The 14,798-nt window shown below is 68.3% G+C and carries 18 protein-coding genes and 1 pseudogene; 11 read left to right on the top strand and 8 right to left on the bottom strand.

Annotation, left to right across the window (positions count from 1 at the left end; genetic code table 11):
• Positions 1 to 168 precede the first annotated feature (168 nt).
• The gene (locus PSR88_RS12235) at positions 169 to 495 is read left to right on the top strand and encodes a hypothetical protein (protein WP_016882600.1); all 327 of its coding nucleotides are present in this window, start codon (positions 169 to 171) and stop codon (positions 493 to 495) included.
• Between the two features lie 158 nt (positions 496 to 653).
• On the opposite strand, the gene PSR88_RS12240 is transcribed toward PSR88_RS12235, so the two are convergent.
• On the bottom strand, positions 654 to 1,508 hold the full coding sequence (locus tag PSR88_RS12240) for an FAD-dependent monooxygenase (RefSeq protein WP_342338910.1): 855 nt from the start codon (positions 1,506 to 1,508) through the stop codon (positions 654 to 656).
• A 194-nt stretch (positions 1,509 to 1,702) separates the two neighbouring features.
• On the opposite strand from PSR88_RS12240, the gene PSR88_RS12245 reads away from it, so the two are divergent.
• The 3 genes and pseudogenes from PSR88_RS12245 (at position 1,703) to PSR88_RS12255 (ending at position 3,032) form a co-directional block, all read left to right on the top strand.
• Positions 1,703 to 2,017, top strand: a complete 315-nt coding sequence (locus PSR88_RS12245; RefSeq protein ID WP_016882598.1) for an ArsR/SmtB family transcription factor — start codon at positions 1,703 to 1,705, stop codon at positions 2,015 to 2,017.
• 62 nt (positions 2,018 to 2,079) lie between these two features.
• Positions 2,080 to 2,346 (top strand): annotated as a pseudogene (locus tag PSR88_RS12250) (GAF domain-containing protein); the annotation flags it as partial.
• Positions 2,347 to 2,645: 299 nt separating this feature from the next.
• Positions 2,646 to 3,032, top strand: coding sequence for a hypothetical protein (locus PSR88_RS12255; protein ID WP_237724084.1), 387 nt, complete (start codon positions 2,646 to 2,648; stop codon positions 3,030 to 3,032).
• Here the strand turns inward: PSR88_RS12255 and PSR88_RS12260 are convergent.
• The 3 genes from PSR88_RS12260 to PSR88_RS12270 all read right to left on the bottom strand — a co-directional run bounded on the left by PSR88_RS12260 (position 2,955) and on the right by PSR88_RS12270 (position 5,822).
• Entirely contained in the window at positions 2,955 to 4,031 is a 1,077-nt protein-coding gene (locus PSR88_RS12260) for a VIT1/CCC1 transporter family protein (protein ID WP_011595163.1), read from the bottom strand. The two genes, PSR88_RS12255 and PSR88_RS12260, sit on opposite strands and share 78 nt — an antisense overlap.
• Before the next feature lie 67 nt (positions 4,032 to 4,098).
• Positions 4,099 to 4,767 (bottom strand): vancomycin high temperature exclusion protein, encoded by a 669-nt coding sequence (locus PSR88_RS12265; RefSeq protein ID WP_016882597.1) that lies wholly within the window; start codon positions 4,765 to 4,767, stop codon positions 4,099 to 4,101.
• 20 nt (positions 4,768 to 4,787) lie between these two features.
• The gene (locus PSR88_RS12270) at positions 4,788 to 5,822 is read right to left on the bottom strand and encodes a hypothetical protein (RefSeq protein WP_016882596.1); all 1,035 of its coding nucleotides are present in this window, start codon (positions 5,820 to 5,822) and stop codon (positions 4,788 to 4,790) included.
• A gap of 94 nt (positions 5,823 to 5,916) precedes the next feature.
• Between PSR88_RS12270 and PSR88_RS12275 the strand changes: the two genes are divergently transcribed.
• Both PSR88_RS12275 and PSR88_RS12280 read left to right on the top strand, forming a co-directional pair.
• Entirely contained in the window at positions 5,917 to 6,504 is a 588-nt protein-coding gene (locus PSR88_RS12275) for a TetR/AcrR family transcriptional regulator (RefSeq protein WP_029539198.1), read from the top strand.
• Positions 6,505 to 6,597: 93 nt separating this feature from the next.
• A complete protein-coding gene (locus PSR88_RS12280) occupies positions 6,598 to 6,906 on the top strand; it encodes a hypothetical protein (RefSeq protein ID WP_016882594.1) in 309 nt (102 codons plus the stop codon).
• Positions 6,907 to 6,912: 6 nt separating this feature from the next.
• On the opposite strand, the gene PSR88_RS12285 is transcribed toward PSR88_RS12280, so the two are convergent.
• A complete protein-coding gene (locus PSR88_RS12285; RefSeq protein ID WP_011595168.1) occupies positions 6,913 to 8,325 on the bottom strand; it encodes an FUSC family protein in 1,413 nt (470 codons plus the stop codon).
• 66 nt (positions 8,326 to 8,391) lie between these two features.
• On the opposite strand from PSR88_RS12285, the gene PSR88_RS12290 reads away from it, so the two are divergent.
• A complete protein-coding gene (locus PSR88_RS12290) occupies positions 8,392 to 8,916 on the top strand; it encodes a MarR family winged helix-turn-helix transcriptional regulator (protein ID WP_016882593.1) in 525 nt (174 codons plus the stop codon).
• A gap of 11 nt (positions 8,917 to 8,927) precedes the next feature.
• Here the strand turns inward: PSR88_RS12290 and PSR88_RS12295 are convergent, their stop codons facing one another.
• Positions 8,928 to 9,986, bottom strand: a complete 1,059-nt coding sequence (locus tag PSR88_RS12295) for an SDR family oxidoreductase (RefSeq protein WP_016882592.1) — start codon at positions 9,984 to 9,986, stop codon at positions 8,928 to 8,930.
• An 88-nt stretch (positions 9,987 to 10,074) separates the two neighbouring features.
• Here PSR88_RS12295 and PSR88_RS12300 point away from each other — a divergent pair, with 88 nt between their 5' ends.
• Positions 10,075 to 10,392: an ArsR/SmtB family transcription factor gene (locus PSR88_RS12300; protein WP_016882591.1), complete on the top strand. Its 318-nt coding sequence runs from the start codon at positions 10,075 to 10,077 to the stop codon at positions 10,390 to 10,392.
• A gap of 5 nt (positions 10,393 to 10,397) precedes the next feature.
• Here PSR88_RS12300 and PSR88_RS12305 read toward each other — a convergent pair whose 3' ends face one another.
• Together PSR88_RS12305 and PSR88_RS12310 are read right to left on the bottom strand one after the other, a co-directional pair.
• Positions 10,398 to 10,871 carry a hypothetical protein gene (locus PSR88_RS12305; protein ID WP_011595172.1) on the bottom strand — a complete coding sequence of 158 codons (474 nt, stop codon included), beginning with the start codon at positions 10,869 to 10,871 and terminating at the stop codon, positions 10,398 to 10,400.
• 62 nt (positions 10,872 to 10,933) lie between these two features.
• On the bottom strand, positions 10,934 to 11,749 hold the full coding sequence (locus PSR88_RS12310; RefSeq protein WP_011595173.1) for a DUF72 domain-containing protein: 816 nt from the start codon (positions 11,747 to 11,749) through the stop codon (positions 10,934 to 10,936).
• 83 nt (positions 11,750 to 11,832) lie between these two features.
• On the opposite strand from PSR88_RS12310, the gene PSR88_RS12315 reads away from it, so the two are divergent.
• The 3 genes from PSR88_RS12315 to PSR88_RS12325 all read left to right on the top strand — a co-directional run bounded on the left by PSR88_RS12315 (position 11,833) and on the right by PSR88_RS12325 (position 14,790).
• Positions 11,833 to 12,153, top strand: coding sequence for a GYD domain-containing protein (locus PSR88_RS12315; protein WP_009475126.1), 321 nt, complete (start codon positions 11,833 to 11,835; stop codon positions 12,151 to 12,153).
• Between the two features lie 258 nt (positions 12,154 to 12,411).
• Positions 12,412 to 13,266 carry an LLM class F420-dependent oxidoreductase gene (locus PSR88_RS12320; protein WP_011595174.1) on the top strand — a complete coding sequence of 285 codons (855 nt, stop codon included), beginning with the start codon at positions 12,412 to 12,414 and terminating at the stop codon, positions 13,264 to 13,266.
• A 117-nt stretch (positions 13,267 to 13,383) separates the two neighbouring features.
• Positions 13,384 to 14,790, top strand: coding sequence for an ABC1 kinase family protein (locus PSR88_RS12325; RefSeq protein ID WP_011595175.1), 1,407 nt, complete (start codon positions 13,384 to 13,386; stop codon positions 14,788 to 14,790).
• The last annotated feature ends 8 nt before the right edge of the window (positions 14,791 to 14,798 follow it).

The raw sequence follows: 14,798 nt of genomic DNA on the forward strand, positions 1-14,798 counted from the left end.
CGCGACGAGACCCCGAGCTCCTCGCCCTCTGCGCTGCGGGCCCGCCCGCGTTCTTCCGCTCCAGCGCGAACCACCGTTCTGCACGGGTCCCGCATTCCACCGATCACCACCATCGTCGCTCGGCGGCATCGACCCGTGCGAATTCCGCTGTCAACGAAAGGAATCGACATGACCGCCGTCCTGGAACCGACCCTGTCCTATTCGTCGTCCATCCCCCGCGCGCACGTGCACCGCGCGGCGATCTGCGAGGTCTTCCTCACCGACATCATCTGCGAGAGCTACCCACAGTTTCGTCTCGGTGTGCAGCTCCCCAGAGTCCACAGCTACTACAGCGATCACAATATCGACCTCGACTCCGTGAGAGTGGGCCCCGCACCCGCCGCGGAGGTCCTGGACGCCACGATCACCGCGGAGAAGCGACGGGGCGCCGACATCGTCGGAATCACGCTCGCAATGACACTGGCGCTGGACGGATCTGCCGCGGCGCCACCATGACCATCCAGTGGATGCCCGGCGACGCGTGGGACCGCCTCCGGCAAAAGGGTCGGGCACCGCTGCAGCTCGATCCCGCCCGTCCGCATCCGTTGCACGAGCGGGTCGAGCCTCGGGTGGTGGCTCGACATTCGTTCGACAACGTGGTCGCCCGTGCGCGGTTAACGAGTCCCTGCACTCGTCAACCGCGCACGGGCGGCGGAGCCGCCGAACGTCTCCGCGACCCGGGCGACGAGTTCGCCGCCGTCTCCCAGCTCCCCCGACCAGGCCACTTCGCCGTCCGGTCGCACGAGCACCGTGGTGGGCCCGAGGTTCCGCGCCCGAATCAGCCGCACCCGTTCACCCCACGGGGGTTCGACGACTGCGCGGACGGATTCGGATGCGTCCCCGCACAGCAGGAGCCCCCGGTCCCCCGCCGCGACGTGCAACCTGATCAGGTCGGTGATCCCGGTGTCCGTCTCGATCACGGTGTTCGCTGCGAAGTCGCCGCGCGCCGCGTCCTGGAGAGCGCTGGGCGCCGGCTGACTCTGCGCACTGATCGCGGAACCCAGCGCCCGGTTGCGGTCGCGGTCCTCCAGCAGGACGCCGAGTTCGTGTCGCAGGCGGTCACCGTCCACTCCGATTCGCATACGCTCACGCTGATCCGCGACGTTGGCGATCACCCCGGCCGCGCACGCGTGCCGTTCCCGCGAGTACACGTCCAGCACCGACGGGTCGGCCTGTCCCCGCGCGACGAGGGCGAGGCGCCAGCCGAGGCCGATCGCGTCGCCGATACCGAGGTTCAGGCCCTGCCCGCCGAGCGGAAAGTGCACGTGCGCAGCGTCACCGACGAGGAGGACCCGGCCGAGCCGGTAGTCGTCGACCAGCCGCGAATAGTCGCTGAAGCGGGACAGCGACCGCGCGTCGCGGAACGGAACGGGACGGCCCGCGAATCTGTCGACCGTCTCCTGCAATTCCTCCGCGGTGAGGGGCCGGCGATGATCCTCGTGCGGACCACCGAGGTCGAACGTGATGATGCGACTGAAGCCGGCGTGATTGACGTTGAGGACGGTCCAGCCCCGTCAGCTCCGAGGTCATGTCGATCATTCCTGAAGAGTGCGGCCCCCGTGCACCAGAGGTTCGATACAATACGAACCATGCACCAGAGTTAGGTTCGATGCAAGACGAACCTTCACTCTGGTGGTCGACGACCCGAACCTGGAGGTGCGCCGTGCCCGACGCCGAGGGACATCCCGCGGTCGACGAGATCGAATTGGTCTCCGTCCTGGCCGCTCTCGCCGACCCCCTGCGACTGGAGGTCGTGCAGAAGCTCATGGTGGAGGCGGACGGGGCGGAACGTCACTGCACGTCGTTCGGGCTGCCGGTGTCCAAATCGACCCGCAGCCACCACTTCAAGGTGCTGCGTGAGGCCGGGCTGATCACGCAGGTCGACCGCGGCAATTCGCGGATGGCTCAGCTGCGCAGATCCGACATCGAATCCCGCTTCCCCGGTCTCCTGGACGCCGTCGCGGCCGCACCGGACTGAACGCCGTCGCAGCGAAGTCTCGCCGAGCATCCGGATCGCCGCCGTTGCGATGATCGTGCGCCATGAGGGGGGCGGTACGAGTGGAACAACGGGGAAGCGGAGACGGCTGGATTCTGGTCGAAATCCTGGGGGACGCACCGACGGTGATCGCGGAGGGCATCAAGCAGCGGCAGTGCCGGCCGCTCGGGAACGTCTACCGCGGCAGGATGCCGACGCTGGTGGCGGGAGCCATCGACACGGTCAAGTCGTCGGGACAGCCGGTGCAGGTGACTCTCGGAGAGACGGTCGGCGACATCGATCTCGTCGTGGGGAAACCGGTGCTCGGTCCGGGCGGAGACGTCCTCGCGGTGCAGATCTTCACCGGTCGTGCGGACAGTCCGGTGCCCCAACCGCACCGGGCGGCGGGGTGGGAGTGGAACCTGTCCGTGTCGGCGGGTCCGCGACGCACACGATGGACGAGTGAGTTCCGGTTTCTGTACGGGGTGGCGGACACCCGGCCGGACCACGGCCATTTCGGTCTCGCCGACCTGTACCGGAGGGTGCCGCGACTCTCGGACATCGCGGTGCTGATGGAACGCGTCGACAATGCGCGGGACGGCGAGTTCCTGTCCGCGAACTGGCGATCCGGGTGGTGGACTCCGATATCGCGTCGACCGTGCACGCGGTCGCGGGGGTTCATGCGGCACTGGTCGATTCACAGCACGGGTACGCCATCAAATGGATCACCGCACCGCTGGCGGGTTTGTCTGCCGCGGCGGAGGGCGGGCAGATCGGACTGCTGCACGGCGAAGACCTTGCCGCGGTGCGGCAACGGATCACGGCCGGCGTTCCCGGTGTCGCCCGTGTCGCCCTCTCCGACGGGTCCTGGTCCCGGCACACGGTGCGCACATTTCCCGTCCCCGGCTACGGTTCCACACCCGTGGTGATGATGACGTTCTCAGGCGCCTGTCCCGAACAGCATGCCCAGCAGGTAGGTGGCGGCGGCGGCGCCGTACCCGATGGCCAGCTGGCGTAACGCGCGCTTGACCGGGGGGCCACCCGACAGCAATCCCACCACCAGACCGGTCCCGAGCAGTGCGACGCCGACCAGCGCGGCCGCGACCACGAGCGCGGCGGTGCCTTCCATGCCGAAGAGATACGGCAGCACGGGGATCACCGCACCCGACGCGAAGAAGCAGAAACTCGCGGCGGCCGCACCGAGCCCGGTGCCGATGGCCTCGTGCTCGTCGGCGGTTTCCGTACTCGAAATGGGGTCGGGCTGAACGGCTCTCCGCAGCACGTCGGCCGCGCGCTTCTCGGCGTCCTCCGCGGGCATGCCCCGCGCCCGGTACACGAGTGCGAGTTCGTTCGCGTCGACGTCGAGGAGCGGCACCGCCTCACGGGCGCCCTGCCCCGGCGCCGACGCCTCGAGCAGTTCACGCTGCGAGCGCACGGACACGTACTCGCCGGCACCCATCGACAACGCGCCCGCGAGGAGGCCGGCGAGGCCGGTCAGCAATACGATGTGGTTGTCGACGCCGCTGCCACTGATGCCGAGCACGAGGGCGAGGTTGCTGACCAGGCCGTCGTTGGCACCGAACACTGCGGCACGAAACGTGCCGGACAGCCGATTTCGCCCGCGCGCCGCCAGCGCCCGCACCACCTCTTCGTGGATCCGCTCGTCCGCGCCCATGGCGTCGGTGGCGTCGACGTCGGTCGGGTACGGCGACCGGGTCTCCGCGCGCTGCGCGAGGGCGAGCACGAACACCGATCCGAACCGCCGGGCCAGCACACCGAGGATGCGTGTGCGGAGATCACCGCGCACGGGCTTGCCGACGTGTTCGCCGAGCAGCCCGCGCCAGTGCGCCTCGTGCCGTCCCTCTGCGTCCGCGAGTGCCAGCAGAATCTCGCGTTCCTCACCGCTCCGGCGTTTGGCGAGGTCGCGGTAGACGGCCGCCTCGGCGCGTTCGTCGGCGAGGTAGCGACGCCATTTCCGGACTTCCCGCGGACCGGGATCCGGTCGTGCACCAACCATCGTCAGCCTCCCGATCGTCGACGGGAGAAGCGTACCGACCAGCCACTCCCCGCGCGGCGGTTCGAGGTCAGCCCTCGGCGGCGAGCGCCTTCCCGAGTGAGTCCTCCGGTTCGGAGACCACCACGGGATCGCGCCCGGACAGCAGGTCGAGGACGGCCTTCGGCCGGGCCAGCGATTCGCGCACGGTGTTCCTGGCCATCGTGATCGGGCGGCATTCGCATCCGGCGTTCACACCGGCGACGTCGATCCCGGCACCGCGGCACAGCGCGACCGCGCGGGGAACGTGGAAACCCTGCGTGACGATCAGCGCCTTGGTCACTCCGTACGTCTGGACGGCGCGAGCGCACGTGTCGTAGGTGTCGAGCCCGTACCGGTCGCCGACGATCTTGTTGCGGTCGATGCCCTTCTCGACCAGGTAGTCCGTCATCGCGGCGATCTCGTCGCCGGATCTGCCTGCGCCGTCGCCCGAGACGAGGACCGCCCGCGCACGACCGTCCTGCACGAGACGGACGGCGACGTCGAGGCGTCCGGCCAGATACTCGCGGGGTTTGCCGTCGCGCACCTGCGCACCGAGGACGATGACCACCGGCGCCTCGGGTGCGTCGTCGACGTCGTAGACGTGGCCGGAGGCCTCCCGCGATATCCACACCGTCGAGGCCGCGACGACGACGACGGCGAGCGCGCCGAGACCCGCTCCGATGCCGACCAGTCGGCGGACGATCCGTCGTTCCCCCATGCCGCCATCAAACCACAGCGTCAGGCGACGGCCGGTTCTTCCCCGGCGCGCCGCTCCCGCAGTCCGGATGCCAGGCACAGGCCGAGCCCGAACAGAACCCAGCAGGTCAGCACGAGTACCGCCGCACCGGCTCCGTGTCCGTCGAAGAACGCCGTCGATCGCACCACGGTTCCCGCCGCTCCCGGTGGCAGCAGCTGACCGAGTGCGCCCCACCCCGACGGCAGCCACGCCGCGGAGGTCGCCAGTCCGGACAGCGGGTTGGCGAGGAAGATCATCGTCACCGCTCCGAGCGCGAACCCCGCTGTGCCCAGCACCGATTCGAGCCCGAGAACGGTCAGCGAGATGGCGGCGATGCCGAGCACGACGGCACCGGTGGTCGTCCAGTAGTTGCCGTCGACGCTTCCGAGGCCGAACTGCAGAATTGCCGCCAGCACCGCCCCGGCGCTCACCGCGAACAGCACCGCCCCGGCCACCCGTCGACCGACACTGCGCGGAAACAGCCGCATTAGCGCGAGCGCGGGGATCATGCCGCCGAAGACCAGGGGAAGCGCCAAGGCGCCGAGACCGACGCCGGCGGGGTCGTCGACCGTCAGCGGAACGACGTCCTCGACCGGAACGGGTTGTCCCGCAGTCTTGCTCATTCCCGCCGCGAGGCCGTTCATCGTCTGCGCGACGGGCGCCCCGCCTGCGCCGGCGGACAGGACCGCCATGCCGTCCGGTGTCGCGACGATTCCGCCGACCACCTCCCGGTGTTCGATCGCCGTCCGGACCGCATCGGCGTCGGGGAAGCGCTCGGTGACGAACGCGCCCGGGTGTCCCGCGGCGAGCGCGCTGTCGATCCGGGTGACGGCCGCGTCGGGTCCGGCGACGCCCAGCCGGAGGTCGTGCGGGCCGCTGTTGACGGCCGGCAACGCGAACGCCAGCAGCATGAGCGCGATCACCGCGGTGAGCCCCAGCACGACAGCGGTCAGTTTCACGGGATCGGACGGGCCGTGCGCCGACCGCCCGGCGGGCTCCGTGTGCGGCGCGAGTGTCCCGGTATCCGAGGTGGTCATCGGACTCCCCTTCATGAAGTGGAGGAAATTCCTCCGTTACTTGTGGAGAATATTCCTCCGGTTATGCTGGGTTGTCAACGGAAGAGGTGGAATCGTGCGGGCAGACGCGCTGGAACGACGCAACACCCTGATCAAGGCCGCCCGCGTGGTGTTCGCCGACCGCGGGCACGACGCCCCGCTCGACGCCATCGCCGCGAGAGCCGGCGTCGGGATCGCCACCCTCTACCGGAACTTTCCGAGCCGGGACGAGCTCGCCCACGCCGTGGCCCGGACGACGCTCGCCGAAGTCCGCGAACTCGCCGTCCGGGGACTGGACGACTGCGGCGACGACCCCGAGGGAGCGTGGCGGCGGTTCGTCGACGCCGTGGTCGAACTGCGGATGGGAGCGCTGGTTCCCGCACTGGTCAACAGCCTCGACGAGCTGCCGCCCGACGTCCGCGAGGCGAGAGAGCTCACGAAGGCGACGGTCACCGACTTCATTCGCCGGCTCCAGGACGTCGGGCTGGTGCGCGAGGACGTCGTGCCGCTCGAGATCATCATGGGGATCGCCATGCTCACCCGGCCCCACGTGCTGATGTTCGAGGACACGACGGCCAACCTCGTTCCGCGGCTGATCACGGTGTTCCTCGCCGGGTTGCGCCCGGACGGGGCTGCGCTGCCACCGCCGATCCCCCCGAAGTAAACTGTGACGCGTATGCAGCCAGGGGGGCCTCAGTCACATCCATGGAATCACCCGCGTACGGGTGACGATCAGCCGCGGCTGAACGGCTGGGACGTGGCGTTGTCGGCGGCCGCGCTCGTCGTCGCGGTCGCCGTCGCCAGCATCTCCGCAGTCGCGGGGCTGTTCTGGCTACTGTTCCTCGACTACTGCCCGCCCGCCACGTGCAGCGCCGAGAACGCGTGGATCGCGGTGTGCGTGGCGCTCGCGGTCGCCGCACTCGTGACGGTGATCGGCGGAATGGTCACGATCGCACGCATCGCGCGGCGCACGATCGCATGGCCGGTGGCGTGCGGAACCCTGATCCTCTGTGCGGGCGCATGCGCGATCGGATTCGCCGGTTACGTCTCCGCGACGGGGATCTGAGCGGCCTCAGCCCACGTGATGGTGGTCGGTCCGGCTGATCGCGACAGCGGAGACGATCACCCCGACCACCACACCGACGAGCGTGTCGACGATGCGGCTCACCGCGATGTCCGGTGCGACCGCCGACCCGAGGCCGGTGAGCAGCAGAGCCATGGGCGTGATGGCGACGGATGCGAACGCGTAGTTCTTGATGACCACCAGCTCGGTGACGGTCTGCAGCACCACGATGACCACGACGGTCTGCCAGTACCCCATCGCGGCGGCGATCAGCCCGGCGGCGAGGACGGCGCCCGCCACGTTACCGACGAGCCGCTGAATTCCCCGCTGCACGGTCTGGCTGAAGTTGAAACCCTGCATCGCGGCCATCGCACCCATCGACGCCCACAGCGGATGCTCCAATCCGATTGCCACACAGATCCATCCGGCCAGCGCGGCGGCAGCGGCGATACGGGCCGCGTTGACGATCCCCACTCGCGACCGCAGCGCCCGGAGACCGTCTGCGAAGAAGCCACCCGGCCGCGGCAGCACCGCGGTCTCCGCACCGAAGGCCGAAAGATCGCTGCGGCGCTTCACCTTACGCAGTTCGGACTCGTGATCGACGAGCGCACGCAGGGTGTCGTGGTCACGCTCGTGCGCCCACCGATCGACGACCGTGTCTGCTTCGGCGAGAAGCGCGAACAACTGGTGGGAGTGCCCGTCCCGACCCCGCCCGCTGTGGGCGATCACGTCACGCGCGTTGTCGATGGCCTTGCGTGCGGACGCGATCGCGGAGGCGTCGTGTGCACGCTGCAGTTCCGCGGCCGCGGCGAGTGCCCGCGCCACCGCCAGCCGGGCGGGACCGAGAGGAACGAACAGGCAGGGCGTCATGGCGGCGAGCCAGCCCACGACGACACCGATCGCCACGGCCACGACGGCCGGTCCGAGATCGGAGAGATGGGTCGCGTGGCCGACCGCCGCGGTCGCCGCGAAGACCAGGATGACCGGGCCGGGACCGGCGATACGGAACGCCGCCAGCAGCCACGCGGCGACTCCCGACGCGACGGACATGACCGCTATCTGGAGCCAGAGTGACAGTCCCGCTGCACCGAGGAGCGCTCCACCGGCAACGAAGGCGATGAGCGCGACACCGACGAGTCCCGCCTTGCGGGCGAGCCGCGGGTACGGCTCGTATCGACCGAACGCGGCGGTCAGCGCACCGAGTGCCGCGAAACCCGCGAGGTTGCCGTGCCCGAGGAGACCACCGATGACCAGCACCAGAGCCGTCGCCGCACCCACCCGCAGTGCGGGAGCGATGGTGGCATCGGCGTTCCGGACCTCGAACGCACGACGCCACGTCGACGGCGCCACCGAGTAGGCCAGCGCCCCACGGGAGTGATGGAGCCGGCTGAGGTCGGGTGCGTATCGAGGGGAAGCCTGCATGACCTCAGCGTACCTTATACTTCACTAGTAAAATAGTTCTGAATTAGTGTGAAGTTGGTCGCTACGATGGTTTTCATGAGCACTGCCCCACGCCCGGATGAGGACTTCACCGATCGCGTTCGACGCGAATGGGCCGAGACCCATCCCGAAGTGGACACGTCACCGATCGAAGTGATGGGCCGTATCACCCGGATCGGATCCCAGGCCTTGCAGCAACTCGACCGCGCCCTGGACGCGAGCGGGGTCTCGCGCGCCGAGTTCGACGTCCTGTGCGTACTCGCCCGCAGCGATCGGCCACTGCGGGCCAGCGAGGTCACCGCCGTGACGATGCTCAGCGGCGCATCCACCACCAAGCACGTCGACCGCCTCGCCCGGCTGGGCCTCGTGGAACGGCTACCGTTCGAACGCGACGGGCGCGTCGTGTTGCTCCACCTGACCGAGCCCGGGCGGCAACTCGTCGACACCGAGTTCCCGCAGCGCGTCGAACGCGATCGGCAATTTCTCGCCGGGCTCGACGAGGACGAATGCGCCGTCCTGGCCGGGCTGCTCCGGCGGATCGCCGCCAACGTCGAATCCGGGATTCGCCGGTAGTTCCTTGTCTTTCAGGGGATGATCTTCCGGGCCCGAAGGTCGCGGAAGATGTCGAGGAACATCTGCTCGGTCTCGACGTGACGGTGGAAACCCAGCCGGCGCGCCTTGGAACCGTCAGCGATGACGTCGTAGTCCCAGCCGAAGACGAAGTCGCCGAACGCCCACGACGAGACGTCCGAGTACGGCGTCGGCTCCAGCCCGTGCTTCGCGACGAGGTCGTTCCACACCGGCTCCTTGTCGGCCATGACGACGTCCATCGACATCGGCAGCGGCGGTGCGACGTCCAGGTCGAAGAAATCCGCGATCTTCGGCAGCATCTCGTCCCAGCGGAACAGATCGCCGTTGTTGATGTTGAAAGCCTGATTCGCACACTCGGGGGTGGTCGCGGCCCAGACGGTCGCCTCCGCCAGCAGTCCGGCGTCGGTCATCTCGATCAGACTCGTGTACGCGCCGGGCTTACCCGGGAACCGCAGTGGCACGCCGAGTTCCTTCGACATCGTCGCGTAGACGGCAATCACCAGCGCGAGATTCATCGGATTGCCGAGAGCGAATCCGCACACGACCGAGGGGCGGATCGCGGACCACGTCCACCTCTTGCCACGCTGACGGCCTTCGAGGAACTGCTGCTGATCCACGTTGAACTCGGGCGGCATGTGCGGCGGGTCGCTCTCGCGCGCCGGCGTCTTGAACGGTCCGAGGTGGGCGCCGTAGACCTTGTACCCCTGCATCAGGCTGATGTGCTCGAGCCCGGCAGCCACGGGTTCGAGCGCGTTCACCGTGTTGACCAGCATCGCGACGTTGGGCGCGACGAGCTCAGCCCACGACGGGCGGTCCTGGTAGGCGGCGTAGAAGATGTGGGTCACGTCGCGCAGTTCACCCAGCTTCTCGGCGGCGTCGCGCTGGTCGAGCAGATCGACCGCGATGTGCCGCACCCGGTCGGTGTCGGATCCGCCGCGTCGCGACAGTCCGATGATCTCCCACTCCCCGGTTGCCTCGAGGTGGTCGATCAGATTTCCGCCGATCACCCCGCGCGCACCGACGACCACTGCCACTCTGCGCTTCGCCATCATTCGACTCCTATCGGTATATCGCGAATTTGCGATATACCGAGTGAAGCACACATATCGAAAAATCGCGATATGACGGTACGGTGGGGCTGTGAGTGAACTTCCGGACGCGACCGACCTGGCCCTCGTCTTCAAAGCGTTGTCGAACCCGACCCGCGTACGCATCCTGCAGTGGCTGAAGGACCCCGACAGCTTTCCCCCGCAACTCGAACCCGCGGAAGAGGTGGGCGTGTGCCTGAAGCACATTCAGGCGAGGGCCGAGGTCTCCCAATCGACGGCCTCGCAGTACATGGCCGCCCTACAGAGCGCCGGACTGGTCACCAGCCATCGGATCGGCCAGTGGACCCACTACCGCCGCAACGAGGACCGGATCGCCCGGCTGGCCGATCACATCCGCACCGAACTCTGAACGAATCAGGGCATCTCGACGGTTTCGGCGCGCGCGATCTCGTCGAGCGCCCGACGGACGTAACCGTCGGCGGGAACCTCCGCCGCACTCAGCAGATCGGCGATCACCAGGATCGCGGCCTCCACCGCACGCTCCGGTCTGCGCGGGTTCTCCTCGACATCGGCCACGCCGAGGGCACCGGTCAGCACCGTGACCAGCGAGTCGACGTCGACGGCCGGAAACCAGAGTGCCGCCGCTCGCGCGCAGCGGGTCAGGACGTCCTGCACGTCCTCCCCCGTCAGACCGTCCGGGTGCAACGTCTCGAGCAGTTCCCGGACCACCCCCGCCAGCACCGCACCGACCTGCTCCGCAGGCAGGGCCGCCAGTTCCTCCGTCGCCTCGGTCAGCGCCGCCGCGTCCGACGCACGCGCTGCGACGATGGCGGCGTCCAATGCTTCGGCGATGTCACGCGCGACAGCAGGCCAATGAGTGGGCCACATCCGGTAGATCCTCTTCTCGTCTTCGTCGAACCGAAGCTCACTGTGCCACGAGGCTCCGACACTCAGCGCAGCCGCTCGATCAACCGCAGCGCGTCGAACGGCGCGTACCCCTTCATGTCGTTGTCGAAGTACGCGAAACAGTCGAGGCCCTGCCCGAGCCATCGCTCGAACTTGCGGGCCCACTCGTCCAGCGCCTCGTCCGTGTAGCCGCTGGCATACAACTCCTTGTCCCCGTGCAACCGGGCGTAGACGAAATCGCTCGTCGCCGCCTCCACGTACGGGAACCGGCCTGCCGTGTCCGCGACGACGAACGCGACGTCGTGCGCGCGGAGCAACTCCCTCGCCTCCTCCGTGTCGAAACTGGGGTGCCGGACCTCGAGGGCGTGGCGGACGGGGCGATCGGCGTCCGTCTCCGTCCATGCCCTGTCGTCGGTGAGCTTGTCGTCGTGTCGAGACGCGAGCGTCGCGGCATCGGTGGTCGTCCGCGGCAGCTGGTCGAAGAACGCTGCGAGACTCGTCGAATCGAACGCGAGCGTCGGGGGCAGTTGCCACAGCAGCGGTCCGAGCTTGGGGCCCAACGCGAGCACCCCGGATGCGAAGAAGTTCGCCAGCGCCGTCTCGGCGCCGACCAGCCTCTTCATGTGCGTGATGTAGCGACCACCCTTGACGGCGAAGACGAAATCCTCCGGTGTCTCGTCACGCCACTTCGCGTAACTCGTCGGTCGCTGCAACGAATAGAAGGACCCGTTGATCTCGATGGATGTCAATCGCCCCGCGGCGTAGGCCAACTCCTTGCGATGGGCCAGACCGTCCGGGTAGAAGTCACCGCGCCAACCGGGATACGTCCAGCCGGAGATACCTATGCGGGCCTCAGCCATCTCACGACCCTAGCGCCGGAACCTATTGCATGTGGCCCGTCCCGGGAGAACCATGAGAGGACCCCACAATCGAGGAGGCACTGATGCCGAGATATCTCTGGCAGGTCACGTACTCACCCGAAGGCGCGAAGGGTTTACTCGCCGAAGGCGGCACCGCACGACGCGAGGCGATCACGCAGATGGTCGAAAGCGTCGGGGGCACAGTCGAATCCTGTTACTTCGCACTGGGTGGCCGGGATCTGTTCGTCATCGGTGACGTGCCGGACGACGTCGCGGCCGCCGCGCTCGGGATCCGCACCACCGCTTCCGGTGCGGCGAGATCCGAATCGGTGGTGCTGCTGACGCCGGAGCAGGTGGACGACGCGGTGCGCCGGGACGCCGAGTACCGGGCACCCGGCAGCTGATCGACCACCCTGCGGTAGCGAATATCGTTCTGCAGGATGATGTGCGGCGGCGGAGTCGGTCGATAGCGTCGAGCCATGTCAACTGACCAGGCCGACTCGACGTCGGTGAACCCGTTCACCACCGAGTTATGGTGGCCTGGTTTTTCGCGTTTCTCGGGCTGATCGCCGCGCTCCTGTTCCGCTCCTGGCCGCATCAGGCCTGAGAGCCTCAATCCGAAACACCGGAATGAATGTCCACGAGGGAAGGTTGCACGTCACATGACGGAGACCACAGCAGAAACCCCGCAGCTCGGACAGTTCGGCGTCTGGCGTCACGCCGGCGGACTGGCCCCTGAGGTGGGTGCGGCGATCGAATCGGCAGGCTACGGCGCGATCTGGATCGGCGGCTCCCCGCCTGCCGACCTCGACGTCGCCGAGCGCCTGCTCGACGCGACATCCACCATCACGGTCGCGACCGGAATCGTGAACATCTGGACCGCCCCCGCCGACGAGGTCGCTACCTCGTTTCACCGGCTCGAAGCGCGTCATCCAGGGCGCTTCCTCCTCGGCATCGGCGTCGGCCATCCCGAACAGCCCGGCCTGAACTACAGCAAGCCGTACGCCGCGCTCGTGGAGTATCTCGACGCCCTCGATGGTGCCGGCGTCCCGGCGGGACGACGCGTCCTGGCCGCCCTCGGTCCGAAGGTTCTCGAACTGTCCGCAGCCCGCGCCGCCGGCGCCCATCCGTACCTGACCACGCCGCAGCACACCCGTGAAGCGCGGGAACTGCTGGGCCCGGGCCCGGTGATCGCGCCGGAGCAGAAGGTCGTGCTGGACACCGATCCGGAACGCGCTCGCCCCATCGGACGTTCGGCCGTCGAGGATCCGTACCTGCACCTGCGCAACTACGTCAACAATCTGAAACGGCTCGGGTACACCGACGAGCAGATCGAGAACGGCGGCAGCGACGACCTCATCGACGCGCTCGTCGCCCACGGCGACACGCAGTACGTCGCCGGTCGCCTCCGGGAACACCTCGACGCGGGCGCCGATCACGTGGCCATCCAGGTACTCCCCGCAGGTGACGATCCGGTGCCTGCCCTGCGGGAACTCGCAGGCGCGCTGGGACTCTGAGTTCTGCTAACGAAATGATGTGATGGCGGGTACCGCATACCGAAAGGGGTTCGCCGAAACGGTCGGGGTATGGTCCCCTTCTGAACGGCAGGCGGGACTGAACGCAAGGTAGGAACTGTGCAAGAGCCAACGGCACGTCCAGTCGGCCCGTACGCTTCGGGGCCGCCACCTGCAGCCCTGACCGTGCACTCCGCGAGCCTCGACCATTTCCGTGCCGCGGAGTTGTGGCGGGCGCTCGTCATCGGCGTGGTCGTCGTCGCCTACACCCTGTTCGCGCTGGTCACCTGGCCTGTCCGACGTCGCGGCCGCACCCTTGCGGACGCGGCGTCGGAGGGCCTGGTCAACGGTTTCGAAGTGCTGGGGCCGACATTCGTCAAGGTCGGTCAGCTGATGGCGTCGTCCTCCGGGGTGTTCCCCGCCCCGCTGGCCAACGCGTGTCTGCGATGTCTCGACGACGTGCCGCCGGTGCCCGCCGAGGAGGCCCGCCGGGTCATCGAAGCCGACCTGGGCCATCCCGTCGACGCGCTGTTCGCGTCGTTCGACGACGTCCCCCTCGCCGCCGCCTCCGTCGCGCAGGTCCACGGCTGCGTACTCCCCGACGGCAGGGAAGCCGTCATCAAGGTGCAACGCCCCGACATCTTCCGGCGCATGGTGGTGGACCTGCGCACCGCGTACTGGGGTGCGCGGATCCTCGAGAAGCTGTTCGAGTTCTTCCGCATCGCCAACGCCACCGCCATCATCCGCGACCTCCACGCGGCCACGATGACCGAACTCAACAGTGCGGTCGAGGCCGACCGGCAGGCCCGGTTCCGGACCAACATCGGGGCGTTCGGCGACAACAAGGGCGTCACCACCCCCGAGGTGTACTGGGACTACTGCGGCCCGCACGTCATCTGCATGGAACGCATGTACGGCCTGCCGCTCGACCGGTTCCCCGACCTCGTCCACATGGACACCCGCATGCTGATCCGCCGCGGCGTCAAGGTGTGGATCGAGTCCGTCATCCTCCACGGCCCGTTCCACGGCGACGTGCACGCCGGCAACCTGTGGGTCCTCGACGACGGACGCATCGCGATGCTCGACTTCGGCATCGTCGGTGAGCTCCCCGATTCGTGGCGGCAGATCCTGCGCGACATGTTCTACGCGACTCTGATCGACGGCGACTTCTCCCGGATGGCACGCGGAATCCGGAGCCTCGGCTACGCGACGGACAACGACGCCACCGACGACGAGATCGGACTCCAGGTGGCCGCCGCCCTCGCACCGCTACTGGGCCGGGACCTCGGTGAGCTGCGGCTCAGCGAACTCATCATGGCGCTGATCGGCATCGGCAAGAAATGGGGCGTCGCCAGCCCCGAGGAACTCGTCCTGTTCGGGAAGCAGCTCGGCTACTTCGAGCGCTACGCCACCGAACTCGCCCCCGGCTGGGTGATCGGGCAGGACCTGTTCCTGTTCCGCAACGTCTTCCCGGACGCCGTCGCCGCGAAGGCCCTCGAACTCGGGGTCGAACTGCCCGACGAGTGACGCGAGTT

This window comes from Rhodococcus sp. DK176, from assembly GCF_038447315.2.
GTDB lineage: Bacteria > Actinomycetota > Actinomycetes > Mycobacteriales > Mycobacteriaceae > Rhodococcus_F > Rhodococcus_F jostii_A.